We start from the raw sequence: 26,572 nt of genomic DNA on the forward strand, positions 1-26,572 counted from the left end.
TTATTCGATATCATGATCAACCGGCAGGATCAGCTCATTCGATAGACTCTCGCCGCTGCAGGTACTGTCTTCATAGGTATAGTTGAAACGGGCGGTATATCGCGTAGCGACTTGGGTAAGGGATTCGTTCTCGATTTCCTCCGAGTCGGACACATAAATCCAGTAACTGGCCTTAACCGTTTGACCGGGTGCAATTAAGCCAAGATTCAAGCCCTCCGTAACCGTAAAGGAAGGAACCTGACTATCGTTAATTTGCGGATCCAACAGATAGAAGCCCTTCGGATAATCAGTACGGTATAAGGTGACTTCGCCTGCGAGATTCCCCGTATTTTGCACGTAAGCTGTAAAATGGACCGAGCGCTCTGCCTCGTAATATTTGGGCTCGGCATTTGCTTGAACCGAAATAACCGCCGCAAAGATATCGGTAACTACAGGGTTGGACACCGCATTTTGACGGACTAACCGTCCGTCGGTCAGTCTATAGGTGTAGATGGCCTCTACTTGATTCGGAATTTGAGAATTTGCCGTCCGTATTGTGACCCGATAAGTTATGACGGCAGTTGATCCGGCTAATAGTGTACCCAGCGAGAGACCCGATGCCGGATTGGTTCCCTTGCGGGGCTCACCGTCGATCATAATGCTATCGGGAAGAAACACCGTTCCTTGCGGAATAAGTCGGATCAGAAAGGCATCTACGGCAAAATTGTTCTCGTTGTTCACCGTAATCGTATACGTCAGTCTGGAGCATGCCGATGCCTTGACAGGATCTACAGCTAAGCTAACGGTTAAGGAAGGGTCGGTAATGTTCAAGATAAGCAGATTAGCCAGCGTTCGGTACACCGTACCGTTAACGGTATACTCGATTATCGCCTGGAACGGAACACGCGTCTCGGCAGGCAACGCGGCCAGTCGGACAGCTACCCGAATGGTTACAGTAGCGCCTGGCGCCAGGTATCCGATATAAATGCCGGAGGCCGGATCAATCCAGGGCACAAGCACGCCGTCGATAACCACACTGCCCGGTACAAATTCAAATCCTTCGGGCAGCGGCAGATATACGATTACGTTTTCCATCGGAAGCAAGCCGCCGTTTCGAACGATCAAGTCATAGAAGACGACATCACCAAGAAAGGTGACCGGCGTACTCAAGCTGGCGTGCGCATCCAGTTGGTACGGCACAACCTCAAGCGTAATTTTATTGGATACCACGGAATCCGATATGGCTCTGCCGTCCGGGGTAGAGAATGTGTAGAGTACTGCCGCTTCATTTTGGAATACATGCGAATCGGGTATGAAAACGACAATAGCTTGAAAAACAACCTGGATGGTGCTGCCAACCTGTATCGTTCCTAGCGAAATACCTGTCAACGGCGAGGCTCCCGGAAGAGGGGAGCCATCCAGCAGAACGCTATTCGGAATAAAAGACAATCCGGCCGGCAACAAGTCCTGCAGCTGCAGTTCCGCAGAACGGTTGCCGGTGTTGGAAATAAGAATGGTAAAAGTGACGGTTTGATTCCGGTTCAGCTTCTGCGGGGAAGCAGACTTATTCGCCGTAATAATGGGACCGATAAGCGGCGTCTGCACCGTATTGGAATAGGCGACTCCATCATAATTGCCGCTGCTGAACCGGACATGCGTCTGGTTCAACAGCCTGAAGTCATTTGGCGGGGTCATATCGTGACCACCTGTACATTGAAGGTTACGGTTGCCGTAGCGCCATTTGCAATCGTTCCGACGGAAATGCCGGAATTCGGATTACCCGCAGGCACCGGAGTGCCGTTCACCGTAACGCTGCCTGTCACAAATACGGTACCTGTCGGAACAGGGTCGACCAGTATGACGTTGTTGACAGGGCTTATGCCAAGATTGGATACGACAATCGTATACGTAATAACGTCACCAACAACGGCATCGATTGCGGTAGTGCTCTTCACAACGGATACATCCGGAGAAGATACCGGGATCGACAACGTATTGGAATTGACCGATCCGGTGATCGTTCTGCCGTCCGGCGCCGTATACGAAAAGTCGCCGCTAGCCGTATTGATGAGCTGCTGGGAAGGCGGCAGCGTCTGGATAACCACCTCATATGATACGGACACCACAACGGACTGACCCGGGTTAACGGTACCGATGGAGAAGCCGGAAGAAGGATTAGCGCCAGGCTGCGGTACGCCGTTAACAAGCACGCTGTTTGGTACAAAAGCGCCGCCGGTTGGAGACGGGTCCGTAATCGTAACCTGTGCCGGCAGGTTCCCGGTATTGGATACAACCAGATTGTAGTTAACGGTATCGCCAACCGTTGCGTTCGTTGTATTGGCTGATTTCTGAATTCCAATAATGGCTTGATACACCGGAAGGACCACGGTATTGGAGAACGCTGATCCGGAGAAAGCGCCGGAAGTAAAGGTTGCGCTCGCTTGATTGCTTAGCTGAGCCGGGGTAGGCAGGGATGTTATCGTCAGATTAAAGGTGACGGTAGACGTTACACCTGGAGCAATGGTGTTAAGCGAAATACCGGCTGCCGGCGATGCTCCAGGACGCGGAATTCCGTCTACCGTTACGCTGTTAGCGACAAAAATGGCACCTGTCGGAATAGGGTCGACCACAATAACGTTATTCACATTCTCGATACCGTTATTGGTAACCGCAATCGAATAGGTGACGGTATCGCCAACAACGGCGGTTGTGACCGGCACCGATTTGGCCACGGCAACGTTAGGCACAGATACTTGAATAACCAATGTATTCGAAGTTAGGGATCCGTTTAATGTGCGGCCGTCCGGCAATGTATACGAATAGGTTGCACTCGCTTGGTTCGTAAGCTGTTGTCCCGGCGGAAGCGACTGGATAATCACGGAGAAGGATACTGTTGCCGATGTTGTCACATTGCTGACCGGAATTCCGGTAGACGGATCAGCGCCCGGTACCGGTTGATTGTTAACGATTACGCTGTTGGGAACAAAGACGGCTCCTGTTGGTATCGTATCCGTCAATGTGATGTCTGCGCCATAGTTGCCGGTATTAGAGATTGCTATGGTGTAAGTAACCGTATCGCCAACCGTAGCATTTGCGGTGCTGCCGGATTTTACTGCGTTAAGAACAGGGTCATAGACAGGCGTTGTCACGATATTGGAGAACGTAACTCCCGAGAACGTCCCGGATGAGAAAGTGACGGATGACTGGTTGTTCAGCACGGCCGGCGAAGGCAGCGATGTTACAAGGACATTAAATACAATCGTTGTAGTAGCCGCCGGGCTGATCGCATCAATAATAACGCCCGTTGCCGGATTAGCCGCCGGCCTTGCCGCGCCGTCAACCGTAAGGGATCCGGGTACAAAGCTGGAGCCTGCAGGGATAGGGTCGGTGAACAGGACGTTCGTAATCGTCGCGATGCCGCTGTTCGTAATTGTAGTCGTATAAGTCACCGTATCGCCGACCGATACGGCGGTAGACGGTGTGCTTTTCACAACCGTAGCGTTTGGCGCGGAGACCGGGAAGGTTACCGTATTGGATACGGCCGTCTGATTAAAGACCCTGCCGTCCGGAAGCGTATAGGTAATTCCTGCGGTACCTGTATTGGACAGCTGTTGAGGCGTAGGCAGCGAATTGATAACAACCGAGAACATGACGTTGACGGATGCTCCGGCTGCTACGGAGCCAACCGGAATTCCGCTTATCGGATCGGCACCTGGTACGGGAGCGCCTCCCACTAGAGCGCTGTTAGGCACAAAGGAGGTACCTGCAGGAATATTATCGGTTATGGTTACGTTAGCCGGATAATTGCCCGTATTTGTTACTGCCAAAGTGTACGTAACCGTCTGGCCAACGGAGGCGTTAGACGTGCTGGAGCTTTTTACGACCGAAATAACAGGCAGATCAACCGGCGTCGATACCGTGTTGGAGAAAGCCGTCCCCGAGAATGCACCGGAAGTAAAGGTAACGGATGCCGAGTTGTTCAGAACAGGAGGGGTCGGAACGAAATTGACACTGTTGTTATACGTAATGGTCGCGGTGCCGCCTGAAGGGATGGAGCCGACCTGAATTCCGCCAACCGGACTCGCGCCCGGTACCGGCGTACCATTAACCGTAACTGTCCCTGGGATAAAGGAAGTTCCCGGAGAGGCAGGATCGCTATACTGCACATTGTTAACTGTTTCAATTCCGTTGTTCGTGATGACGGCGGTATACACGAGGATATCTCCTATGGTTACGACGGTGTAGTTGGCGCTTAGAACAACCCCGACATTCGGAGCCGACACCGGAAAGGTGACCGTATTGGAGTTGACGGAACCGCTCAGAGTCCGTCCGTCCGCCGGCGTATAGGTGTAGGACGCCGTTCCCGTATTGCTTAACGATTGCGGTGACGGGAGGGAGGTAACCACTACGCCAAAGGTAACCGTAGTGGTTGCGCCTGGAGCCAGGGAGCCGATATCAATCCCGGTAACCGGGGAAATACCCGGCATCGGTATTCCGTTAACGATGACGCTGTTCGCCGTAAAAGTTGTGCCGGCAGGAATGTTATCCGTAACGATCGTCGCCGCTGCCAGATTGCCGGTATTGGAGACGGCTAACGTGTAAATAATGGAGTCGCCAATTGTGGCGTTGCTGGTGCTTGCGCTTTTGACAACTGCGATTTGCGGCTGTGTGACCGGTGTAACCGTCGTGTTGGATGCGGATGTTGCCGAGAAGGTGCCTGAAGTAAAGCTGGCCGTCGATTGGTTCGTAATCTGTGAAGGGATTGCCATCGTTATCATCACCTCGAATGATACGGTAACCGATGCTCCTGGCGCCAGGCTACCGAGTGATATGCCGGCATCGGGAGAGGCTGCCGGTTGGGAAACATTTTGAACCAACACACTTCCAGGAACAAAAACCGCATTTGACTGAAGCGGATCACGCAGAACAGTGTTATTCACCGCTGCAATGCCGTTATTCGTCAGAACGGATGTGAAGGTCATCGTATCGCCGGATACGACAACGGTTCGGCTGGCGTTTTTCACAAGGGAAACATTCGGCAGCGCAACCTGAACCGTAACCGAATTGGACAATACCGAACGGTTAATGACGCGTCCGTTGGCAAGCGTGAACGTATAGGCAGCGCTAGCCTGATTGACCAGCTGCCGGCTGGGCGGATAAGAGACAATGTTCACGACATAGCTGACGGTGGCAGATCCTCCGGCTGGAATAACGCCAACCGGTATACCTGTTGCAGGACCGACGTTTGGAGCGGGTACTCCGTTAATAAGCACGCTGTTGTCAATAAATACCGCTCCGCTCGGAACCGTATCCGACAAGGTAACGTTTGCGGCAGCATTCCCCGTGTTGGTCAAGGTAAAGCTGTAGGAGAACGTATCGCCAACGGTTGCATTGGCGTTACTGGCTGATTTGCTTAACGCTACAACGGCTTGCGAGACCGGCGTCGTAACGGTATTCGAAGTGGAGCTGCTGGTAAAGGCGCCGGAGGTAAAAGCGGCGCTTGCCGCATTGCTCAGACTGCCGGATGAAGGAAGCGATGTGACGCGAATCTGAAAAGCCACCGTAACGGTAGCCCCGGCACTAATAGTGCCTAACGAAATACCTGCGTTTGGATTGGCGAGAGATGAAGGCGCTCCATTAATGGTAACGCTGCCTGAAACAAAGGCTGCTCCTTGCGGTATGGGGTCGGACAATACGACGTTTGTTACCGGTGCAATCCCGTTATTCTTAACAAGTATGGTATAAGTGAGAACATCTTGTACGGCTGCAGCCGTATCGCTGACCGATTTGGTTACGGTGACATTTGGCGAAGAAGCGGTTATGGAAACGGTGTTCGAGCTGCTGCTTCCGTTTAAGGTCCTTCCGCTTGGCAAGGTATAAGAGTAGGTTGATGTTGCCTGGTCATTCAAAACGGGCGGAGACGGCAAGGTACTCAGAAGCGTCTGGAACGTGACGGTGGCCTGGGCGCTAGGCGCCAGATTGCCGATGGCAATACCGGTAATCGGCGAAGAAGCGGGGCTCGCCGTCCCGTTTATTGTCACGGAGCCCGGTATAAAGCTTGAACCGGCAGGGATATTGTCAAACAAAGTTACGGTTGCTGCCAGATTGCCAGTATTTCTTGCAAGGATCGTGTATGTTATGGTATCGCCAACCGTAGCCGCGGTTGTACTTGCCGATTTGGTCAGCGGAATGACGGGCTGGTAGACAGGCGTTGCTGTATTATTGGAAGCGGCTGTGCCCGAGAAGGTCCCCACCGTGTAAGAAACGTTGGAACGATTGACCAACTGCGCGCTTGCCGGCATAGAACTGACTAATGCTTGCAAGGTAACGGTAACTGAACTGTTGGCCGCCACGGTTCCGACGGCGATCCCGGTTGCGGGGTTCGCCGTTGAATTAGGCGTGCCGCCGATCGTTACGCTGCCCGTAACAAAGGTAGCTCCCACGGGAAGCGCATCCGTTAGCGTTACATTCGTGAAGGCTTCGGAGCCGGTATTCGCTATGACCGACGTGTAGGTAAGCGTCTCGCCTACGGCAATATCCGTTACATTTACAGACTTGGCGAGGGTAATGCTTGGCAGCGATACGGGCAGCGTCAACGTATTGGATGCAGCTGAACCGGATAGGGTACGGCCATCCGGCGGCGTAAACGTATATGTCGCCGTGCCTTGGTCCACGAATTGCGGCGGAGAAGGCAGGGAGTTTACCTGAACCAGAAAGGTGACGGTAGAAGTGGCGCCTGCTGCAACGGAACCGATGGCGACGCCCGCTGCGGGATTGGCGCCGGCTATGACATTGCCATTAACCCGGAACGTTCCGGTTACAAAGGAGCTTCCCGTTGGAATGTTATCCGTCAGTGTTACATTTGCGGCAATATTACCCGTATTTGCGACAAGCAAGGTATAAGTGACCGTGCTGCCTACTGTAGCGGTCGTCCGGTTCGAGCTTTTCGTAATGCCGATAATCGGTGAGTAGACGGGCACGGATACCGTATTGGAAGGAATAACCCCGGTAATATTGTCGCCGCCCGCCACCATCTGGAATGTAAAAGCTGCTTTAGCGCTGTTTGGAAGCAAGAAAGTGCTCGGCAGCGAGCTGACGACTGCCCGGTAAGTAACAACAACGGAGCTGTTGATGTTCAAGGCTCCGAGCGGTGCGCCTGCAATGATATCGTAGGTAGGACGCGCTACTCCTCCAACCGTTACGCTCCCGCTTACGAAAGTAAGCCCGCTTGGAAGGGCATCCGTTAGAACAACGCTTGCGGCATTGGCCGTACCCGTGTTGCTGACCGTAACCGTATACGTAATGGTATCGCCGACCACTGCGCCGGCGATGCTTGCGCTTTTTACAACGTTTATGGTAGGCGAGTTGATATTAATCTGAATGGCATTCCCATTAACGACATAGGCGTCGCCTGAGGTAGTCAATGTAAGGACGGCAGAAGATTGGTTATTGACGAGGCGCGCGGAGACGTCGACGTTCGTAATATCCCAGCCTTGCCGGCCGCCGATAATATTCGTGCCCGGAGCGCCGTTCGTCTGGTTGCGGCTGCCGAAGGTGCCCGTTGTGTTCAGGTTGCCTGTATCGTTGTTGATCTGCGATGCAAAAAAGTTGTTCGCAAAGTTGTTCGGGCCGGATAAGGCGACAGTTGTTGCTGAAGTCGGACCAAATAATGCCTGGTCGCCGGTCCGGTTGGCGTCGCCTTCCTGGGCGCTGAATAAAGCTCTTCCGCCCAGCGTACCGGAGATTGGGGTTGCAAATCCGGTCAAGGTGGTGGAGACCGGCCCGGAATCGGCCTGCACAAGCACGGCGCCTGCACGCAGCGACATGTTGCGGAAAGGCAGGGACGGATTCTGATATATAACGCCTAACGTCCAGCCGCAATGATTGGCGGTAGAATCACCTGTAATGACAATAGTGCCTACAACATTACCGGTCGTATACGTTCCCGCGCCGCCTTGCGAGATAAGCGAAGTTACATTGTTTGACCGAACATAAGCAGAGGCGCCGTTGCCTAAGTTAACCTGATTGCTGGTTGCGGCATCCGGCGAGACCGAAAACGTTCCGGCTGGCGTTGTGAAGGTTACCGGGTTATTAATGAACGCGCTTAGGTCCGTCGTTCCGTTAATATACGAGCCGCCCCAGATCAGCTCGGCGTACAAGATGGTACTGCCCGTCGGCAGAGTCAAGATAGCAGAGGCGCTGTTGCTGGCAAAAGCGCTTGTTGTACCCGCTGGATATGTACCGAAAACAGATGCGGTATTTATTGTGGAAAAAGCACCTATACTATCCTGCGTTCCCGGAACGCCAGCCGTATCGGAACGGCTTAAACCTAGCGTGTTCCCGGTAAAGGTAATCGCCCCGGTTGCGTTAAAGGTCGCACGAGTGACAAGAGGAATTGGTATCACCCCCTCGAGAAAGTATCATTTTAGTAATAATGAGGGCAGAAACAATGGATTTTATGACCGCATTGTTCATACATATGAGCAAAACTCACGGTTAAACTACGTTTCTTTAAAAAAATAGTAATTAAAAAAGGCATGAACCGTTGCAGGTTCATGCCTTTTTCTCAGGATGCGCTTATGCTTCTCGATTGCGCGGCACTTGCAGATGCCCGATTCTTCTTGTTGACCAAAGAATGAATCAGGAAGGAGCCGACCGATACCGCCGCCGTAATAACCGCAAGCCAAGCGACCGGAGTTAGTCCGCCGCCGTCATAAAGCCCGCCCATCATGTACGGACCGATAACCCGTCCAGCCGAACCGATCCCGCCGGTCAAGCCTAGATAGAATGGGGCGTTTTTTCCGCTGTTCTCGCTTAGGAAGGCCGGAATGGCAGGCGCGATCAGCATTTCGCCTAGCGTAGTCAGGATCATGCCTAGCACCATGCCAGAGAAGCTGTGCATGATCAAAATCACGGTATAACCGCTCATGTACAAAACGGCGCTTGCCGTCAGTTGGGCTTTGATCGAGCTGGCAGCCACTCGCTTGATCAGATTGGTCACGGGCTGGGCTACAAAGATCAGAATGCCGTTAAGTGTCCAAAGATAGCCGAACATTTGCTTCGACATGCCGTGCTCGATAATAAACGGAGATACGCCGGTATTCCAGATGCTGTTGCCGAGGTTGATCAGCATTCCTCCCAGCGCCATAAACAAATAGAGACGGACATCGGTGACAAGATGCCATAGGCTTGCGCCGCTGGCATCGCGTTTTTTTCGCATCGGCTCCGCTGAATGATCCCCGCCGGCTGTACCAACCCGCTGCAGATAGAAGAGGAAGAACAAGGCGAATACGCCGGATGTAACGCCGTTAAGCACAAAGCTAAGCGAATAGGAGACATCGGCCAAAAAGCCGCTTAACGCCGTGCCTACCGCCACGCCGATATTGTTGGCGATATAGACGATATTGAAGAGCTCTCCGCGCTGCTTGGCAAATCGGAAGCCGATAAAGGCCTGGATAGCAGGCATGGATAAGGCATTAAACAGTCCGATGAGGCCCATCATGACGATAAATACGGTCCAAGCATGACTTAAAGCCGGCAGAAGCAGCAGTCCCGCGGCATTTAAGGCGAGTGCGCCGATAATAAGCTTTTTTACGCCAACCCGGTGATAAAGCGCGCCTCCAAGCAGTTGTCCGGCAATCCCGCCGATAGACTGCACGAGAATGACGAGTCCGGCGTCGGACATGGAGCGTCCAAGCTGGTCGAAGACGAACATCGTAACAAGCGGCCACATCAGCGCGCTGCCAATGGCATTAATAAGACTGGCGATAAGGAACACTTTCATTTCTTTTGGATATTGCGATAATGATTTCATCGATGCTTTAGACTCCCGGATGTTAAATCGTGATGCAAGGCTTCTATTATACCTTAAGGCAAGCAGAAAAGACGAAGGATATTTTTGTGCTAAACCAATTATCCCTTCTGGCCGTATTGGTTCCGGTAGTCGCGGGGCGAGAGCCGGATATGGGTCTTGAATACGCGCTCGAATTGCGACAAGCTTTCGAACCCGACATCCGCCGCGATTTCGGTAATTCGTTCATCCGTCTCGCGAAGCTGCTGCTGTGCCTCCTTCACCCGGGTAATCCCGATATATTCCGTTAACCCAAAGCCGGTGTACTTCTTGAATGTGCGGCTCAAATAACTGGTACTGAGATGGAATTGCCGGCTTAAGCTGTCAAGCGTCAGCGGCTCGCGGAAATGATCGGCGATATAGCTGGCAATCTCCATCGCTTTGGCTGCAGCCGGGGAAGCGGGGCCGGTACCGTCGCTTGCATCCGGTTTGTTTTGTATCGCATGGCGCGCGGCAAACAGCAGAGCTTCGGCAACGGCATGACGAATCGGCATTTCATGTCCAGGCGGACGCTCCTGCACCTCCTGCAGAAGCCCGTACAACAGCTGCTCAAAGCGAAGTCGCTCCTGATGGGCAAGGCGGAAGACCCTGCGCGTGCCAAGGAAAGGGGATAGAAGCAGCTCGGCTTCTTCCTTGCCGTAATGCTCGAAATATTTTTCGTTGTAATAGAGGACAATCCTGGTATGGTTCGGAACGCCGGTATCCGAGGTTTTGTGCAGCTCATTAGCCGGAATAAGCACCAGATCTCCTGCAGCAATCGGATATTTGCGGTCTTTAATGAAATACTGCCGTTCCCCGCTAAACAAATAATAGAGCTCGTATTGCCCGTGGATATGCTCGACGGACATCGTGAAATGCCCCTTGCGCTTGTTATATTCCAGAAAGAAGAGATCCTCCGAATCCCCATAGAATAGTTCATTGCTCAAATTCATGATGAAAAACCCCCGAATGACAAAATATGCGGTATAGAACTAATTCTAGCATATATTGCGGAGATATTGAGCAGATATTGCTGTACATTTTGAATATAAGAAATCCAATACCAGCCAATAAGGAGATGTACCAACCAATGTCTAACAAGAAAACGTATGTGCAAGTCGGAACCGGAGGTCGGGCGGAATTTTTCTATGGAGCGATTGCCACAACCTACCGTGAAACATCGGAGCTGCTTGCCTTTTGCGATATTAACCAGACCCGCATGGACTACGCGAACAAGCTTCTGCAGGACAAGTACGATTACCCGGCCGTGAAGACGTACAAGAGCGACGAATTCGAACGCATGATCGAGGAGATCAAGCCGCAATTTGTAATCGTTACGACGGTTGACCGCACGCATCATCAATATATTATCCGTGCTCTCGAGTTAGGCTGCGATGTGATTACGGAGAAACCGATGACGGTAGACGAAGAGAAATGCCAAGAAATTTTGGACGCGGTTGAGCGGACGGGCAGACAGGTGCGCGTAACGTTTAACTACCGTTATGCTCCGCATCATACCAAAGCCCGTGAGCTTATTGAAAACGGTACCATCGGCGATGTAACCTCGGTTCACTTCGAATGGCTGCTGAATACGCAGCACGGCGCGGACTACTTCCGCAGATGGCACCGCGATAAACGCAACAGCGGCGGACTCCTTGTCCACAAATCGACGCATCACTTCGATCTTGTAAACTTCTGGATTGGTTCGGAGCCGGATACGGTGTTCGCGATGGGCGACCTGCTGTTCTATGGCCGGGAAAATGCCGAAAAGCGCGGCGTTACGAAATTCTATGACCGTGCGACCGGCAATCCAAACGCGGAGAATGATCCGTTTGCGCTTCCGCTCGACAACAACGAGCATCTGAAAGCGATGTATTACGACGCGGAGAAAGAAGACGGCTACCGCCGCGATCAAAGCGTATTTGGCGACGGTATCTCCATCGAAGACACAATGAGCGTGATGGTCCGCTATAAGAACAAAGCTTTGCTGACGTACTCGCTTAATGCTTACCTGCCTTGGGAAGGCTACCGGATTGCGTTCAACGGTACAAAAGGCCGTATCGAAATGACGGTAATCGAACAATCCTACGTCAACTCCGGCGGCGATAAAGCCTTGGAAGGTGCCGTTCAAGGCGTCAATATTATCGTATTTCCGATGTTTGGCGAAGCCTATACGGCAGAGTTCGAAGAGGGAGAAGGCGGTCATGGCGGCGGCGATCCGGTTCTGCTGAACGATATTTTCGGCGTACCGGTTGAAGACCGCTTCAAGCGCGCGGCTAACCATATAGACGGCGCTCGTTCAATCCTGACAGGCATTGCAGCCAATAAATCGATCCGTACGGGCCAATCGGTGAAAGTCGATGACCTGGTACGCTTTTACGAATAGGAGGAATTTCGGATGAAGGCGTTTATGGATGATAAATTTCTATTGAACAGCGATACCGCTGCCTTGTTATACGAGCAGTTCGCGAAGCCGATGCCCAATAGCGACTATCATTGCCATCTCGATCCGAAAGCGATCTACGAGAATAAGCCGTTCCGCAACCTGACCGAGGTATGGCTGTATGGCGATCACTACAAATGGCGCGCGATGCGGGCTAACGGCATTGCGGAGGAGTATGTAACCGGCGGTGAAGGCGTCAGCGATTATGACCGGTTCCTCGCTTATGCGCGTACCGTTCCGATGGCGGTCGGCAATCCATTGTATCACTGGTCCCATCTGGAGCTTAAGCGGTTGTTCGGCATTGACGAAGTTATTAACGAGAAGAATGCTCCGGTTATCTGGGAGAAAGCGAATAAAATATTTGAAGGCAACGGGATGACGCCGCAGGAGCTGGTGCGCGTATCGAATGTCCGCGTCGTATGCACGACGGATGACCCGGCTGATTCACTGGAGTATCACATCAAGCTGATGGAGGAAGACCTTCACGGCTTCCAGGTACGGCCTTCATTCCGTCCGGATAAGGCGCTTGAGATTAATCGCGCGACATTCCTGCCGTGGATCAACCGTCTGGAGGAAGCTAGCGGTTATAAAGTATCCGACTACAGCCTGCTGCTGAAAGCGCTGAAGGAGAGAGTGGAGTTCTTCCACAAGACCGGTTGTCTGCTGTCCGACCATGCCATCGATACGGTTCTGTATGCGGATGCGACGGAAGAGCAGGCGGCGGGAATCTTTGCGAAAGCTCTCCGCGGCGAACCGGTAAGCCTGGAAGAGGAAGCACAATACAAGACCTTTACACTGGTCTATCTGTCCCGATTGTATGCCGATCATGGCTGGGCGATGCAGCTTCATATTCATGCCCATCGCAACAACAATGCTGCAATGATGAGACGTCTAGGTCCGGATACGGGTTATGACTCCATTAACACGGGTTCATTGGCAGGACCGCTTGTCCGGCTGCTCGACAGCATGGAAAATAACGGCGGTCTGCCTCGTACGATTCTGTATTCCTTGAATGCTTCGGATAATGACGTGCTTGCTTCCATTATCGGCAGTTTCCAGGACGGCACGATTCCGGGTAAAATCCAGCTTGGCTCGGCATGGTGGTTCAACGATACGATTGACGGCATGCTGGCCCAGATGAAATCTCTTGCGAATATGGGCTTGATCAGCCGGTTTGTCGGCATGCTGACCGATTCGCGGAGCTTCCTGTCTTATCCACGCCACGAATACTTCCGCCGGATTTTGTGCAATTTGCTTGGCGACTGGGTGGAATCCGGCCAAGTTCCCGCGGATACGGAGCTGCTTGGCTCTATCGTAGAAGGCATCTGCTACCGTAACGCAGAGCAATACTTCCGCTTTGGATCAGAATCGGCGAGCATTAAGGTTCAGGCGGAGGTTGCCCAATGAGCTCTTTGACGAATAATCTGCCTATTTTGAATTATGCCAGCCTGCGGGAAGGAGAGGCTTCATCCTATAATCGGATGAAGTCTTATCCGGTTAAGGTACTGCAAATTGGAGAAGGCAATTTCCTCCGCGGCTTTGTGGATTGGATGATTCACCGTTGCAATGAGCAAGGGCTTTTTAACGGCAGCATTGCGGTATCCCAGCCTCGTCCAACGGGCGCAGCGAAGCTGCAGGAGCTTAAAGAGCAGGACGGTCTGTATTATCAATGGATCAGAGGCCTGCATGAAGGGGAGCTTGTCGATCGGCGCGAGCTGATCTCGGTATTCTCCGCTTTTATCGATCCATATCAGGAATGGGAACGTTTCCTTGCGCAAGCGGCAAATCCGGAGTTGGAGCTGGTTGTGTCCAATACGACGGAAGCGGGTCTCGTCTATCAGGCATCCGAATGGGCGCCGGATCAGCCGATTCTATCATACCCGGGGAAGCTGACGCTGCTCCTGTTCCGTCGGTTCGAGCATTTTGGCGGCGATCCGGGCAAAGGTTTGCTCCTCCTCCCATGCGAGCTTGTTGAGCGTAACGGCGATAAGCTTCGCGATATAGTGCTGCGGCATGCTTCGGATTGGAATTTGCCGGAAACATTCGCGGACTGGATTCGGGAGCATAACCGGTTCCTGAATTCGTTGGTAGACCGGATTGTCACGGGCTTCCCGGCCGAAGAAGCGAATGAGCGTTATGCGGAATGGGGAATCCAGGACCGTCTCTTGAATGCGGCTGAGCCCTATCATATTTGGGCGATCGAAGGGGAAGAGGCGCTTGATGAACGGCTTCCGTTCGCGAAGGCCGGATTAAACGTCGTTTGGACAAATGATCTGCAGTCTTATCAGCTCCGCAAGGTAAGGATCCTAAATGGGGCGCATACCTGGATGGCGGCTTACGGGCTGCTGAACGGATTAAATGAAGTTCGTGAAGTCGTTGAGCACCCGGTTTACGGAGCGCATTTGCGAGAAGTTGTTTTTAATGAGATTGTGCCATCCGTTCCTCTTCCGGAAGCGGAAATGAAGGCGTATGCGGAACAGGTTATCGAACGATTCGCCAATCCGTATGTGCGGCACAAGCTGACCGATATTGCAATGAACAGTTTGTCCAAATTCAAGGTGCGCCTGCTGCCTACTCTAAGGGCTTATTATGAGCGCACAGGCGATTTGCCGCCTTTTATTGTGACTGCGTTTGCTTCCTTGCTTAAGCTGTACCGCGTGAAGGAAACGGAGGAAGGCGCCTACGCCGGTAAACGTTTGGACGGAAGTCAGCTGCTCATTCGGGACGATGCGGTTATGCTGGCGGAGCTTGCCTCCCTTTGGAACAAAGCGGATAACGGCGAGCTCAGCTTGAAGGAGCTGCTGGCGGATATTCTCGGACGCGACGCATGGTGGGGAACAGATCTAAACGGAATAGCGGGCCTGGCGGACCGGTTAATGGCCAAGTTTACGCATTTGGAGGAACAAGCATGAGAAATGCAACGATTACAAACGCAACGCTGCTTCACCCGCAAGACGATGTCGTAATCGCTCTGCGGGATATCGAACCGGGCGAGATCGTCAGATGGCCTTCGGCCGATGGAAGCGAGCAGTCGGTTACGGTGGATAGAGCGGTACCTCGCGGCCATAAAATTATGATTCATTCCGTTGCGGCCGGCGTGCATGTTCATAAATTCGGCTATTCGATCGGGGTTGCCAAGGAAGATATAACGCCAGGCAGCTGGGTTCATACTCATAATCTCCGTACCGGATTAGGAGAGGTTCTGGAGTATGAATACAAGCCTAAAACAAATACGGCTTCAACCGGAACGGAGGTCAGTACGGCTTGGCCCGCAACCTTCCAAGGTTATGTCCGGGAAGATGGGGAGATCGGGATCCGGAATGAAATCTGGATTATCAATACGGTTGGCTGCATTAACAAGACCTGCGAAACGCTTGCCAAGCTTGCCGGACGACAGTTCGAAGGTCAAGGAATTGACGGAGTATACCATTTCCCGCATCCGTATGGCTGCTCCCAGCTTGGCGATGATTTGACAGCGACACAGAAACTGCTCTCCGCGCTTGTCCGGCACGGAAATGCGGCCGGCGTGCTCGTTATCGGGCTTGGCTGCGAGAATAATCAAATCGAAGCCTTCAAGATAGCGATTGGCGATTATAATCCGAATCGCGTGAAATTCCTGAAATCGCAAGAGGTGGAGGATGAGCTGGAGGAAGGGTTGAAGCTGATCGAAGAGCTGGTCGAATATGCCGGCGGATTTAAGCGTCAGGAGCTGCCTCTTGCGAAGCTGCGTATTGGCTTGAAATGCGGCGGTTCGGACGGTTTTTCCGGCATTACGGCTAACCCTCTCGTGGGCCGTATCGCGGATGCGATTACGGCTTCAGGCGGTACGGCGCTTCTGACGGAAGTGCCGGAGATGTTCGGCGCGGAGACGATTCTGATGGACCGCGCGGCGGATGAGCAGGTTTTTAACGGGATAGTTAATCTCGTTAATGACTTTAAAGGCTATTTTATCCGCCACGGACAGGAGATCTACGAGAATCCATCCCCAGGCAACAAGGACGGCGGAATTACGACGCTTGAGGAAAAGTCGCTTGGGTGCACGCAAAAGGGCGGCCATGCAACGGTAACCGACGTTCTTCCGTACGGGGAACCGTCGAGAAAACCGGGCCTCAACCTTGTTCAAGCACCGGGCAACGACTTGGTGTCGGTTACGGCTTTATCGGCTGCCGGTGCCCATATCGTATTATTTACGACGGGGCGTGGAACGCCTTTTGGAGGTCCGGTTCCAACGGTCAAGATCGCGACAAATACGCAGCTGGCGGAACGGAAAAAGAACTGGATCGATTACAACGCGGGTCAGTTGATTGAAGGAAAGAGGATGGAGGAGCTTCAGGAAGAGCTACTTCATCAGATCGTTGAGCTTGCTTCAGGCAAAAGGGAGACGAACAACGAACGTAACGGATTCCGCGAGATTGCGATTTTTAAAGACGGCGTAATTCTATAGTTATTTATGAACCGGGCTGCCTCCGCTAAAGCGGTAGCCCGGTTTTCGTTTTGAAGGCGGGTCGGAAGTCATGTATACTAGTAGGCACTTGCATATGATTATTGGGAGGCCTATTACGATGAGTCAGCGTTACCGCATTACTAGATCTTTAAAGGAAACAGGCAATGTTCAGGATATGACGTTGGACGAGTGCAAGCAACTATTTGCGTCCAAGCCGGATTTCGAATACACCTCGGTCTTTACCGTAAAAGGCCCGGAGAGCACGATGTCCATCGAAGGCGATTTCTTTATGTGGAGCTATGGGGAACTTAAGATTCCTTTCCGGCTATACAGCGGCGATCTCTACGTGGCAGTAAGCAATGAGGCGGTAGTTCCGAAAATGATCGAAATTGCAAGCGAGCTTGAAGCGGATATTGTGGAAGGTTAAAAGAGCTAGCAAAAAAACCAACTCCGGTGCGGAGTTGGTTTTTTTTGATTCAAGCTTGCTCATCGCCGACATAACGGTTCCGCGCAGCTCCCATGCCAAAAATAAAGATAAGTAAACTTGCGGCGATCAGCATACCGATCGACACCGTCCAGTGATGGGTCATGTCGTGGATCAACCCAAAGACGAGCGGGCCGATCGCCGCCAGCAGGTAACCGACCGACTGCGCCATTCCGGATAGCTGCGCCGCGGCATGTGAAGTGCGGGTACGCAAGGTGAAAAACAGCATCGCTAGACTAAACGAGCCCGCGCCGGCAATCCCGATTAGCACCGACCATAACGGAACCAAGCCATTCCCGTCCAGCAGCAAACCGCCTATGCCAATCAGGTAAAGAACGGTTGTGATGATCACGAGTATCCGTTGGCTTTTCATCCGGCTTGCAATTATGGGGATAACGAACGTAAACGGCAGCATCGAGAACTGGATAAGCGAGAGCATCCAGCCGGCCGTATCGTCCGTCATGCCTCGGCTATTCAAGATTTCCGGTAGCCAAGCGACAAGATTGTAGAAGATAAAGGATTGCAGTCCCATAAATAAAGTAACCTGCCAGGCAAGAGAAGAACGCCAAGGCTTGGCTTCATCCGCAGACGTATTCACATGGGACACGACTGCAGCAGTTTGACGAGTTTGGCTCATTCGAGGCACCCAGAAGATGATGCCAACGGCGGTCAATACGAGCCAGCAGCTTAAAGCGCCTTGCCAGCCAAAGCCTGCGTCGCGGGCAAGCGGTACGCTAATGCCGGAGGCAAGAGCGCCGCAAAGGTTCATCGATACCGAATAAATCCCGGTCATTAAGCCGATTTTGCTTGAGAAATCTCTTTTTACAAGGCTGGGAATAAGAACGTTGCAGAAGGCAATGGATAACCCGATTAGGATCGTCCCTCCAAACAGGGCAACGGAGCTGGAAATCGAGCGCCATAAGGTACCGATCCCGATAAAAATCAAAGCGATAAAAATGACGCGTTCGACTCCGTAACGCCGGGCGAGCTGCGGGGCGAAGGGAGACATGAACGTAAAGGCGAGCAAAGGTACGGTTGTCAGAAGCCCGGCAACGGAATTGGAAATTCCGGTCGATTCGCGGATGTAACTGACTAACGGTCCAACCGACGTGATAGGCGCCCTAAGATTGGCGGCTACGAAAATAATGCTTAAAGCGAGAAGCAGACCGGATGCTTTCTTAAGATCTGCTTTCGCTATTTTGCTGATTTGTTCCATGTTGGTCTAGGCCTCCGGTGAAGTCTTCATTCTGAAAATGCTGCTGCGTTTCTCCAATGTACTGCTGAACCATCTCTACTGCTTTGGCGCTGTCCTGCTCACTAATCGCTTCCATCAGCCGTACGTGGTTATCATGGAAGCCGTGGAACCGGTCCTTGTTGAACATGTCCACAAGAATAGGCGGCACGCTGTCGTAAATATAATCGTACAGCTCGATAAGCAGCCCGTTGCGGGAGGAAGCGAATACGGCCAGATGGAACTCCATATCCCAGTGGGCATAACCGTCGGCATCCGCTTTTTGAATAGCCTCTTTACTTTGATCCAGGCAATAAGCCATCCGCGCCAGATCCTCCTCATCCCGCCGCTGGGCGGAAAGACTTGCAGCTTCCTTTTCCAAGGCATGCCGAACCTCTAGCGTCTCCAGCCAGCTGGATCGTTGGATCCGCTTCTTTAGTACGGGTCCAAGCGCGCTGGAAGAGCTGACATACGTACCGTCTCCTTGTCTTGTTTTCAGCAATCCGGCATGGGTTAAGGCGCGGATCGCTTCCCGCAAGGTGTTGCGGCTGACTTGAAGCTGCTCCATCAGTTCAGGCTCCGGGGGGACTTTTGTGCCAACCGCCCATTGACCCGAAGCAATCAGGCCCTCTATCTGCTCCGCCACTTGTTCAACCAGTGTTAGCCGTTTTGTTTGCTTTAGCATAGCGTTTCTCCTTTCCAAACGTTCAAACGTAGGATGTTTGGTTATTTTACCCCGAAAGAGGTTCATTTGCAACAAAAAAAGACCATTTCCCGGTTTTGCGGAAACGGTCTGGTAGTTTTAATGAATCCTTGTAAGCTTCTCCGGATTGGAGATAGAGTAGACGGAACGAATTTTACCGGTTTGTTCATCGGGCTCGAAGAGATAGACTTTAACGGGCTTGTTATCCTGAATTTGCATCAAGCCTTGTTGTCCGCTGACGAATATAGGCTGCCAGCTTCCTTCAAAGGCACCCTTCCTCGCAATACCCTCCAAAAAGGCGATAATTCTGTGCGGACCAATGATCGGATTAAACGCAGAGCGTACGATGCCGCCGCCATCCGTCAACATAACCGCATCGTCGGTAAGAAGGTGGATGAAGCTTTCCAGACGTCCGGTGTAGATCGCTTCGGAGAAGGACTGCACAAAGCGGGTCATGGACTCATCCAGCGTAGCCTTATTGTCCCCGGCAAGAGTAGAAGAGTGCCCAATCTTGGCTGACGCGCGGCTGAAAATTTTCCGGCAAGCCGCTTCGGATTTATCCAGCATGGCCGCGATCTCCGAATATTCATAGCCGAAGGATTCCCGCAGGACAAATACGGCACGCTCGGGCGGCGTACAGTTCTGAAGCAGAACGAGAAGGGCATAGCCTAGTTGTTCATGCTGAATAACATTGTCGAGCGGCGAAGATTCCGTAGCTCCTTCACTAACCGGCTCGGGCAGCCATTGTCCCGGGTAGCTTTCGCGTTTGCGCGGAGCCGACTTCATCACGTTTAAGACACGGTTGGTGAGCAGTTTGACCAGATACGCCTTTGGGTGAGAGATCTCGATGCCATGAAGCCTGCTGACGGTAACGAACACATCCTGAACCGCGTCTTCCGCTTCGCTCATCGACCCGAGCATCCGGTAGGCGATGGAAGTAAGCAGCGATTTATATTCCCGGTAAAGCTGTTCAATATCCAAAGCTGTATCGCTTGCCGTCAAGATCTATCGACCTCCAAAATTTAACTATTATGATCATACCGTAACGAACAGCAAGAAACCACCCTCATCCCGAGGAGTGGTTTCTTTGTCTATAGAAGGGCGGTGCTTAATTCTCGAAACAGCCGGGGAACATGCCGGTTGCAATCGCTACGCGATTCCAGCTGTTGATTGCGTTAATGGCCAAGATAAGCCCCACATAATCTTCTTCGGTAAAATGCTTGCGGACCTCTTCGTAGACGTCCTGCGGCACACCTGTATTCGAAATAAGCGTTACAGCTTCTGTAAGCGCAAGCGCGGCACGTTCCCGTTCCGTGAATTGCGGAGCTTCCTTCCACACCGCAACCAGGTTGATCCGCTGCTCCGATTCGCCTAGCTTACGGGCATCGGCCGTGTGCATGTCGAGGCAGAAGGCGCAGCCGTTTAATTGGGAAGCGCGGATTTTAATGAGTTCATATAGCGTTTTATCGGGATTTAACTGTTTAGAGACACCTTCAAGCTTCAGCAATGCTTGGAATGCGGCAGGGTTAGCGGTGCGGTAATCCAAACGGATTTTCATCGTATGATTCCTCCATTTATCTCGTATGTTTTTCGGTTTCGTTATCTAAGACAATGCAGCAGCCGGATTTGTGACAGGGGAGAAGAAAAAGATTTATTTATTTTGATCCTCACAAATAAGAGGAAAAAACCTTGGTGCAGACGAGGGATCGCTAGCGGGAATAAGGAGTGAGTGCGCCCTTTTGCGGCTCTTCAATAAAAAATGCATTGACTTACGTCACTAATCCGGATTACACTAGCACCAGTTATTTAGTAAATTAGTAAATTAGTAAATGAGTAAGCTATACAGCCGATTAATTAAATCCATGAGGAAATTTAGAGTGAAGTTTGGTGATTTCAATTAGGTGGCTTCATTAGCATCAATCATACCGAAAGAGGTGAGGACAGCAGCTCCGTTATATCGCCGCAATGACACTGCGAGATCGTGACAACGTTCTTGCCGCCAAAATAAAAAAATCTTACTAATCACGAGGTACTTATTATGTTATCCAATCGTTATGTACGAACGATCATTTGTTCCCGGGTGCTGCTGCACCTAGGAATTTGGATCCGGAATTACGCGGTATTGCTGTATGTTACGGATCTGACCCACAACGATCCGGTTTACGTCTCGCTTATTTCGGTGGCGGAATTTGCGCCGATTTTCCTGTTCGCCTTAATTGGCGGCACCTTCGCCGATAGATGGCGGCCGAAGCGGACGATGGTAGGGAGCGATCTGCTCTCGGCGATCTCCGTTGCAGGCGTACTGCTTGCACTCATTAACGGCGGATGGATAGCTCTGCTGATCGGGTCTTTTATATCAGCGAGCCTGTCCCAATTTTCCCAACCATCCGCAATGAAGCTATACAAACGCCATGTACCCGGCGAACAGCTGCAGGGCGTGATGGCGATGTCCCAAACGCTTGTCGCGGTCTTTATGGTTCTTGGGCCGGTTATCGGCACTCTTATTTTTCTTAAGCTTGGCATTCATGTTTCCCTTATTTTGACGGCCGTCTTATTCCTGGGCTCCTCGCTTATTCTGGCAACGCTGCCCCGGGACGTCAGCGAACAGCATTCCGATCTCAAATCCAGCTTTATGAGCGAGCTTACAGCCGGTATCCGATACGTCTGGTTGAATCAGGCTCTTCGAACCTTATGCCTTAGCTTTGCGGTTGTCGGATTTGCTTCCGGTCTAACGCAGCCGCTTCAAATCTTTATTGTGCTCGAGCAGCTTGGACAATCGAAAAGCTTTCTGCAATGGCTTGTCATGACAAACGGTGCAGCCATGCTGATTGGAGGAGTCGCAATTATGGGCGTAGCGAAAAAAATACCGCCGCAGCGTCTATTCGTAGCGGGGCTGCTCATTACGGCGATCTGCACGACCGGGATCGGCGCATCTACGATGATTTGGCTAACCATTCTCTTATTGATCATCAGCGGGTTTGTATATCCAGCCATTCAAGGAGGCATTCAAACGCTCATCGTCCGGAACACGGAGATGGCTTATATGGGCCGCGTATCCGGAGCGATTATGCCAGTGTTTATGGGAATGATGGTTATCGGCATGTCTCTGTCGGGCTATTTGAAAGGTGCATTATCGTTATTCGCCGTCTATGGCTTAAGCGGTCTCCTCATCATGGCTGGCGTTCTAATTCTGCTGAAGCTCCGGGAACGCCAAGCGAACAAATAGGGCAGACCTGCACATAAATTCCTTCCAATCGTGCAAATTAAGGAAATCCAATTGCCGTTGAGAGGGGTACCGTAGAACCATGTCATACCATAAAGATCTGCCGCAGTTTCCCGAGTCTTATTGGACTGCATCCCAGCATGAAAAGGGTAAATTTCCGAAGCTTGCGCAGGACTCGGAAGCCGATGTAGTTGTAGTAGGCGGCGGGATATCCGGTATATCAACAGCGTATCTGTTGAGTCAGGAAGGTCTTCGAGTCGTGCTGCTCGAAGCGGGAGAAATTCTGAATGGAACTACCGCTCACACGACCGCAAAAATCACAGCGCAGCATGATCTGATCTTTGACGAGCTTATTCGTTCGGAAGGCAAGGAAAAGGCTTCGCTTTATTACGAAGCCGCGAAAGAAGCCATGAATTTCATCCAGGAGACGATTGGCAAGCATCAGATTGAATGCGGTTATACGGAGCAGGATGCTTATGTTTACACCCATCACGTGGACTACGTCGTCAAGGTGGAAAATGAAGCAAAAGCCTATCAAGAGCTTGGCATTCCAGGCGCCTATCTGGACAAAATTCCGCTTAACCTGCCGCTCTTTGGAGCTGTCCGGATGGACGGACAAGCACAGTTTCACCCGCTCAATTATTTATTGAAGCTGGTTGAGGAATTTTTGAAGGCTGGCGGCAAAATCTATGAACAGACAACGGCCGTAGACGTGGAGCATGTAGACGATACGCCAAAAGTCATGACCGGCGATGGGCATCGGATTGGCTGCAAATACGTGGTTTCCTGTACCCATTTTCCGTTTTACGACGGTCAAGGCTTTTATTTTGCAAGAATGCATGCGGATCGTTCCTATGTACTTGGCTTACAGGTGGAGGACGAATACCCGGGCGGGATGTATCTGAGTGCCGAGGACCCCAAGCGTTCCGTGCGTTATGCTCCGCTCGATGACGGGAATAAGCTGATTATACTAGGCGGGCAGAGCCATAAGACGGGACAAGGGATCTGCACGATCAACCATTACGACGAGCTGCGGAAGTTTGCGGAGAATCAATTCAAGATAAAAGAAATCTCCTACAGATGGTCCGCGCAGGACCTTGTTACGGGAGACAAAATACCGTTTATCGGGCGGATTACGGCGGCTCATCCCGACGTCTTTATCGCAACGGGCTTCCGCAAATGGGGGATGACGAACGGTACCGCGGCTGCCCTTATTATCCGGGATCTTATTCTGGAAAGGGATAATCCGTATGCGGAGCTGTTTACGCCTTCCCGTTCTCTGTCATGGAAAACCGTTGGCAAGCTGATCTCGGATAACGCGGATGTTGCGAAGCACTTGATTTCCGGCAAGCTGGAATATGTCAAGAAACGTCCGGAGCATCTTGAGAAGGACGAAGGCAGTGTTGTTCAAATTCACGGTCGCCGGGCAGGAGGATACCGGGATAAAGACGGTCAACTCTTTCTTGTCGATACGACCTGCACCCATATGGGCTGCGAAGTGGAATGGAATAACGGGGAACGAACCTGGGATTGCCCTTGCCACGGCTCGCGCTTCTCGATTACCGGCGAAGTGATTGAAGGTCCAGCGGAAAAGCCTTTAGTACGCTTGTAAAACAAACGAAAACCAGCTCATATTCCTTCTCCAGGGGATAGGGCTGGTTTTTTCGCGTTGTCTATTTGTCTGCGATAAAAGTAGCGCAAAGATGCTCGAGAATCACTTCCGGCGAATAACCGCGGACCTCCCGCTGGAATAGATAGGATTCGCTGCTTACGCCATTGAGCAGCATATCGGCACGGAATACGCTGTTTGGTTCAGACTTTCCTGAAGCGGTAAGCATCTCGTCAAACAGCTGAACAAGAATTTCGTGCAGCTCATGGTAGAGAGGACCCTTTTGCCGGGTGCTCGGCCGGTTGGCTTGCGAAGAATCCTCAACGCCGCGCAGCAGCTGGGATTTTTTTTCCCGAAACTTGATGAACAAGCCAAGAATTCCTTTCAGTCTGGAGCTTGGAGAGTCAGCATGGTTATCTTCCAGGTAGGCGTAAATATCCTCAAACAGAATGACCAGATTGTCTTTCATGAGGTCCAGACACAACTCGCTCTTATTGCGGTACCTGCGGTATAGAGTGCCCGGTCCGATCTGGGCTTCGGCCGCTATCTGATTCATGCTGACCTGTTCCACGCCATGCTGTTCGAACAATTGGAGAGCGGCGTTAAGTATACGCTGGCGGTTCTCGGCAGCATCCCGGCGCTCGGGCTTTGGCGGAGGAGCTGTTAAATCTTCATTCATGACCGGATCACTTCCTATCTTCAAAGCATGTTTTTAGGTTTGGTTGACAAACGGAGAGTTCTCCGCTTAATATCAAGAGGAGAGTTCTCCGCTTAATATTATCATAACCGTAAGGAGTGTGTACAACCGATGTTGAACACGAAAAGATCCGCATTCGTAATCATGGACTTGCAGAACGGCATTGTATCCCGTTTTGCGAATAACCCGGAGGTTATTCAACCTTTTCGGAAGGCTTTAGATGCTGCGCGCAAGCACGAGATCCCGGTTATTTTTGTCCGCGTTGGATTTAATGAAGGATATCCGGAAGTTAGCCCCCGCAATAAGTCCTTTTCGGTGGTTGGGCAGCACGGCGGCATGACCATCCATGACGAAGCCACGCAGATTCACGAGTCGGTGAAGCCAATGCCAGGGGAACCGGTTGTAACGAAATTCCGGATCAGCGCTTTTGCCGGCAGCAATCTGGAGGTTATTCTTCGCGCGAAGCAAGTCGAGAATCTTATTCTCTGCGGCATTTCGACAAGCGGAGTTGTATTGTCCACGGTGCGCGAGTCGGCAGACAAGGATTATGCAATTACCGTATTGAAGGATGCCTGCCTGGATGCGGATCCCGAAGTGCACCGCGTCCTTACCGAGAAGGTGTTCCCGCGCCAGGCGGACGTAAAAACGGTGGATGACTGGATTGCAACCTTAGCTTAGAGCACCCAGAAGCAACAGAATGAAGGAGGATGACAGGTATGCCGATATGGAAAAGAAACCTGTTCGTCTGTTGGTTTGGCGTATTCGTCGCAAGCATCGGCATGAGCCAGATCGCCCCGGTATTGCCTTTGTACATCAATCATCTGGGCGTTACCGATACCCGAATGGTAGAGCAGTATTCCGGTTTAGCGTTTGGAATTACTTTTATACTGTCAGCTGTGTTTTCTCCGATATGGGGAATCGCCGCGGATAAATACGGACGGAAGCCGATGCTGCTCCGGGCCAGTCTGGGAATGGCAATCGTCATTTTCAGCATGGGCTTTGCCCAGAATGTGTATGAGCTGATTGGCCTTCGCCTGCTGCAGGGGATTATTACCGGATACGCCTCCGCTTGCACGGCGCTTATCGCTACGCAGACCGAGAAAGCTCACGCCGGGTGGGCGCTCGGAACCTTGTCTACGGCGGGAATTGCGGGTTCCTTGTTAGGTCCGTCGATCGGGGGTTTTATTGAATTGCATTTCGGTATGCGGAATGTGTTTTTTATTACCGGAGTACTGTTATTGTTCGCTTTTATTACAACCTTGCTGTTTGTGAAAGAAAATCTCACCCGCGTAGATAAAAAAGCGCAGAAAATGAAGGAAGTATGGGGCAATATCCCCGAGAAGAACCTGACGATCACTTTGTTTGTGACGTATTTTGCCTTAACGCTTGCCATGTATTCCATAGAACCGGTCTTAACGGTGTATGTCACTAGCTTAACGAGTAGTACCGAGCATGTTGCTTTGCTTGCCGGGTTTATATTCTCCGCCTCCGGACTAGCTAACATGATCGCCGCGCCAAGGCTCGGCAGGCTGTCTGATAAGATTGGGGCGCACAAGGTGATGCTTATCGCGTTGATTGTTGCGGGGCTGTTGTTTATTCCGCAGGCCTTGGTGCATCAGCCTTGGGAGCTTATGGTGCTCCGATTCCTTCTTGGGCTGGCGGCAGGGGGACTTAATCCGTCGGTTAATATTCTGCTCAAAAAAATTACGCCGGATGCTCTCACGGGCAGAGTGTTTGGTTTTACGATGTCGGCGGGTTACCTCGGCATCTTTATCGGATCGATTCTAGGCGGGCAAATATCGGCTTGGATAGGCATCCGGGCGGTCTTCTTAACAACGGGAGCTATCCTTCTGCTGAACGCTTTGTGGGTCTACACGAAAGTGTATAAGAAGCTTAACCTCAAAGCGGCTGAAAGCCATTAATTTTTTTG

18 protein-coding genes are annotated in these 26,572 nt (G+C 51.8%); 9 read left to right on the plus strand and 9 right to left on the minus strand.

Annotated elements, in window-relative coordinates; all coding sequences use genetic code 11:
* The 4 genes from WFJ73_RS11965 to WFJ73_RS11980 form a co-directional block, all read right to left on the minus strand.
* Positions 1-1,674, minus strand: a complete 1,674-nt coding sequence (locus tag WFJ73_RS11965; RefSeq protein WP_336773270.1) for a DUF11 domain-containing protein — start codon at positions 1,672-1,674, stop codon at positions 1-3.
* On the minus strand, positions 1,671-8,384 hold the full coding sequence (locus tag WFJ73_RS11970; RefSeq protein ID WP_336773271.1) for a DUF7507 domain-containing protein: 6,714 nt from the start codon (positions 8,382-8,384) through the stop codon (positions 1,671-1,673). The genes WFJ73_RS11965 and WFJ73_RS11970 overlap by 4 nt, the downstream gene beginning before the upstream one ends.
* Before the next feature lie 161 nt (positions 8,385-8,545).
* On the minus strand, positions 8,546-9,793 hold the full coding sequence (locus WFJ73_RS11975; protein ID WP_336773272.1) for an MFS transporter: 1,248 nt from the start codon (positions 9,791-9,793) through the stop codon (positions 8,546-8,548).
* Positions 9,794-9,891: 98 nt separating this feature from the next.
* A complete protein-coding gene (locus WFJ73_RS11980) occupies positions 9,892-10,761 on the minus strand; it encodes an AraC family transcriptional regulator (RefSeq protein WP_336773273.1) in 870 nt (289 codons plus the stop codon).
* A 137-nt stretch (positions 10,762-10,898) separates the two neighbouring features.
* Between WFJ73_RS11980 and WFJ73_RS11985 the strand changes: the two genes are divergently transcribed.
* The 5 genes from WFJ73_RS11985 (at position 10,899) to WFJ73_RS12005 (ending at position 17,122) form a co-directional block, all read left to right on the plus strand.
* The gene (locus tag WFJ73_RS11985) at positions 10,899-12,194 is read left to right on the plus strand and encodes a Gfo/Idh/MocA family protein (RefSeq protein WP_336773274.1); all 1,296 of its coding nucleotides are present in this window, start codon (positions 10,899-10,901) and stop codon (positions 12,192-12,194) included.
* Positions 12,195-12,206: 12 nt separating this feature from the next.
* A complete protein-coding gene (gene uxaC, locus WFJ73_RS11990; RefSeq protein ID WP_336773275.1) occupies positions 12,207-13,658 on the plus strand; it encodes a glucuronate isomerase in 1,452 nt (483 codons plus the stop codon).
* A complete protein-coding gene (locus WFJ73_RS11995; protein WP_336773276.1) occupies positions 13,655-15,163 on the plus strand; it encodes a tagaturonate reductase in 1,509 nt (502 codons plus the stop codon). The genes uxaC and WFJ73_RS11995 overlap by 4 nt, the downstream gene beginning before the upstream one ends.
* Complete coding sequence (locus tag WFJ73_RS12000) at positions 15,160-16,695, plus strand: UxaA family hydrolase (protein WP_336773277.1); 1,536 nt, start codon at positions 15,160-15,162, stop codon at positions 16,693-16,695. Before WFJ73_RS11995 ends, WFJ73_RS12000 begins: the two co-directional genes overlap by 4 nt.
* Before the next feature lie 118 nt (positions 16,696-16,813).
* Entirely contained in the window at positions 16,814-17,122 is a 309-nt protein-coding gene (locus WFJ73_RS12005) for a hypothetical protein (protein WP_336773278.1), read from the plus strand.
* Positions 17,123-17,171: 49 nt separating this feature from the next.
* On the opposite strand, the gene WFJ73_RS12010 is transcribed toward WFJ73_RS12005, so the two are convergent.
* The 4 genes from WFJ73_RS12010 to WFJ73_RS12025 form a co-directional block, all read right to left on the minus strand.
* Positions 17,172-18,395, minus strand: coding sequence for a CynX/NimT family MFS transporter (locus WFJ73_RS12010; RefSeq protein WP_336773279.1), 1,224 nt, complete (start codon positions 18,393-18,395; stop codon positions 17,172-17,174).
* A complete protein-coding gene (locus WFJ73_RS12015) occupies positions 18,358-19,095 on the minus strand; it encodes a FadR/GntR family transcriptional regulator (protein WP_336773280.1) in 738 nt (245 codons plus the stop codon). The genes WFJ73_RS12010 and WFJ73_RS12015 overlap by 38 nt, the downstream gene beginning before the upstream one ends.
* A 117-nt stretch (positions 19,096-19,212) precedes the next feature.
* Positions 19,213-20,115 (minus strand): sigma-70 family RNA polymerase sigma factor, encoded by a 903-nt coding sequence (locus WFJ73_RS12020; protein ID WP_336773281.1) that lies wholly within the window; start codon positions 20,113-20,115, stop codon positions 19,213-19,215.
* A 106-nt stretch (positions 20,116-20,221) separates the two neighbouring features.
* Positions 20,222-20,671, minus strand: coding sequence for a carboxymuconolactone decarboxylase family protein (locus WFJ73_RS12025; RefSeq protein WP_336773282.1), 450 nt, complete (start codon positions 20,669-20,671; stop codon positions 20,222-20,224).
* 480 nt (positions 20,672-21,151) lie between these two features.
* Between WFJ73_RS12025 and WFJ73_RS12030 the strand changes: the two genes are divergently transcribed.
* Together WFJ73_RS12030 and WFJ73_RS12035 are read left to right on the plus strand one after the other, a co-directional pair.
* The gene (locus WFJ73_RS12030; RefSeq protein ID WP_336773283.1) at positions 21,152-22,339 is read left to right on the plus strand and encodes an MFS transporter; all 1,188 of its coding nucleotides are present in this window, start codon (positions 21,152-21,154) and stop codon (positions 22,337-22,339) included.
* Between the two features lie 79 nt (positions 22,340-22,418).
* Positions 22,419-23,948: an FAD-dependent oxidoreductase gene (locus WFJ73_RS12035; RefSeq protein ID WP_336773284.1), complete on the plus strand. Its 1,530-nt coding sequence runs from the start codon at positions 22,419-22,421 to the stop codon at positions 23,946-23,948.
* 61 nt (positions 23,949-24,009) lie between these two features.
* Here the strand turns inward: WFJ73_RS12035 and WFJ73_RS12040 are convergent, their stop codons facing one another.
* On the minus strand, positions 24,010-24,624 hold the full coding sequence (locus WFJ73_RS12040; RefSeq protein WP_336773285.1) for a TetR/AcrR family transcriptional regulator: 615 nt from the start codon (positions 24,622-24,624) through the stop codon (positions 24,010-24,012).
* Positions 24,625-24,753: 129 nt separating this feature from the next.
* Here WFJ73_RS12040 and WFJ73_RS12045 point away from each other — a divergent pair, with 129 nt between their 5' ends.
* Together WFJ73_RS12045 and WFJ73_RS12050 are read left to right on the plus strand one after the other, a co-directional pair.
* Positions 24,754-25,320 carry a cysteine hydrolase family protein gene (locus WFJ73_RS12045; protein ID WP_336773286.1) on the plus strand — a complete coding sequence of 189 codons (567 nt, stop codon included), beginning with the start codon at positions 24,754-24,756 and terminating at the stop codon, positions 25,318-25,320.
* Between the two features lie 38 nt (positions 25,321-25,358).
* Positions 25,359-26,564, plus strand: coding sequence for a multidrug efflux MFS transporter (locus tag WFJ73_RS12050; protein ID WP_336773287.1), 1,206 nt, complete (start codon positions 25,359-25,361; stop codon positions 26,562-26,564).
* Positions 26,565-26,572: the final 8 nt, after the last annotated feature.

Origin of the sequence: Paenibacillus sp. MMO-58 (assembly GCF_037146255.1) — a bacterium.
Taxonomy (GTDB): domain Bacteria; phylum Bacillota; class Bacilli; order Paenibacillales; family Paenibacillaceae; genus Pristimantibacillus.

Bases quoted from the DNA above. Each gene is read 5' to 3' on its own strand.
- WFJ73_RS11965 (WP_336773270.1), bottom strand. From the start codon at position 1,674: ATGACCCCGCCAAATGACTTCAGGCTGTTGAACCAGACGCATGTCCGG.
- WFJ73_RS11975 (WP_336773272.1), bottom strand. From the start codon at position 9,793: ATGAAATCATTATCGCAATATCCAAAAGAAATGAAAGTGTTCCTTATC.
- WFJ73_RS11980 (WP_336773273.1), bottom strand. From the start codon at position 10,761: ATGAATTTGAGCAATGAACTATTCTATGGGGATTCGGAGGATCTCTTC.
- WFJ73_RS11985 (WP_336773274.1), top strand. From the start codon at position 10,899: ATGTCTAACAAGAAAACGTATGTGCAAGTCGGAACCGGAGGTCGGGCG.
- uxaC (WP_336773275.1), top strand. From the start codon at position 12,207: ATGAAGGCGTTTATGGATGATAAATTTCTATTGAACAGCGATACCGCT.
- WFJ73_RS11995 (WP_336773276.1), top strand. From the start codon at position 13,655: ATGAGCTCTTTGACGAATAATCTGCCTATTTTGAATTATGCCAGCCTG.
- WFJ73_RS12000 (WP_336773277.1), top strand. From the start codon at position 15,160: ATGAGAAATGCAACGATTACAAACGCAACGCTGCTTCACCCGCAAGAC.
- WFJ73_RS12005 (WP_336773278.1), top strand. From the start codon at position 16,814: ATGAGTCAGCGTTACCGCATTACTAGATCTTTAAAGGAAACAGGCAAT.
- WFJ73_RS12010 (WP_336773279.1), bottom strand. From the start codon at position 18,395: ATGGAACAAATCAGCAAAATAGCGAAAGCAGATCTTAAGAAAGCATCC.
- WFJ73_RS12015 (WP_336773280.1), bottom strand. From the start codon at position 19,095: ATGCTAAAGCAAACAAAACGGCTAACACTGGTTGAACAAGTGGCGGAG.
- WFJ73_RS12025 (WP_336773282.1), bottom strand. From the start codon at position 20,671: ATGAAAATCCGTTTGGATTACCGCACCGCTAACCCTGCCGCATTCCAA.
- WFJ73_RS12030 (WP_336773283.1), top strand. From the start codon at position 21,152: ATGTTATCCAATCGTTATGTACGAACGATCATTTGTTCCCGGGTGCTG.
- WFJ73_RS12035 (WP_336773284.1), top strand. From the start codon at position 22,419: ATGTCATACCATAAAGATCTGCCGCAGTTTCCCGAGTCTTATTGGACT.
- WFJ73_RS12040 (WP_336773285.1), bottom strand. From the start codon at position 24,624: ATGAATGAAGATTTAACAGCTCCTCCGCCAAAGCCCGAGCGCCGGGAT.
- WFJ73_RS12045 (WP_336773286.1), top strand. From the start codon at position 24,754: ATGTTGAACACGAAAAGATCCGCATTCGTAATCATGGACTTGCAGAAC.
- WFJ73_RS12050 (WP_336773287.1), top strand. From the start codon at position 25,359: ATGCCGATATGGAAAAGAAACCTGTTCGTCTGTTGGTTTGGCGTATTC.